Source organism: Pseudomonas sp. UBA6699 (assembly GCF_002454615.1).
Classification (GTDB): domain Bacteria; phylum Pseudomonadota; class Gammaproteobacteria; order Pseudomonadales; family Pseudomonadaceae; genus Aquipseudomonas; species Aquipseudomonas juntendi.
On sequence record NZ_DKJF01000121.1, the window covers coordinates 1,951 to 2,627 of the forward strand.

A 677-nucleotide genomic window follows, 5' to 3' on the forward strand; every position below is an offset into this window, starting at 1 on the left:
TACCTGGGCCTGCCGTCGGAAGAAACCTTCATGGGCAAGGGCGTTTCGGCCTGCGCTACCTGCGACGGGTTCTTCTACCGCAACAAGCCGGTCGCTGTGGTGGGCGGTGGCAACACTGCCGTGGAAGAGGCCTTGTACCTGGCCAATATCGCCAGCAAGGTGACCCTGGTGCACCGCCGCGAAACCTTCCGCGCCGAGAAGATCCTGGTCGACAAGCTCAACGCCCGCGTGGCCGAAGGCAAGATCGAGCTCAAGCTCAACGCCACCCTGGACGAAGTACTGGGTGACAACATGGGCGTGACCGGTGCGCGCCTGAAGAACAACGACGGCAGCAGCGATGAAATCAAGGTCGATGGCGTGTTCATCGCCATTGGCCATACCCCGAACACGTCGCTGTTCGAAGGCCAGCTGACTCTCAAGGACGGCTACCTGGTGGTCAACGGCGGCGGTGAAGGCAATGCTACCGCCACCAATGTCGAAGGCGTATTCGCGGCAGGTGACGTGGCCGACCACGTGTACCGGCAGGCGATTACCTCGGCCGGTGCTGGTTGCATGGCAGCGCTGGACGTCGAGCGCTACCTGGACGGGTTGGCCAACGCCTCGTTCTGATTTGCCAAGCGCACGGGGGCCACGCGCCCCCAACTGGAAACCGGCTCGCCGCAGCATCTTCAGCGCCT

1 protein-coding gene is annotated in these 677 nt (G+C 63.2%); it reads left to right on the forward strand.

The features are described from left to right. Positions 1–609: NAD(P)/FAD-dependent oxidoreductase (locus B3361_RS22295; protein WP_286920366.1), on the forward strand; the 609-nt coding region annotated here is incomplete at its 5' end. Positions 610–677 lie beyond the last annotated feature (68 nt).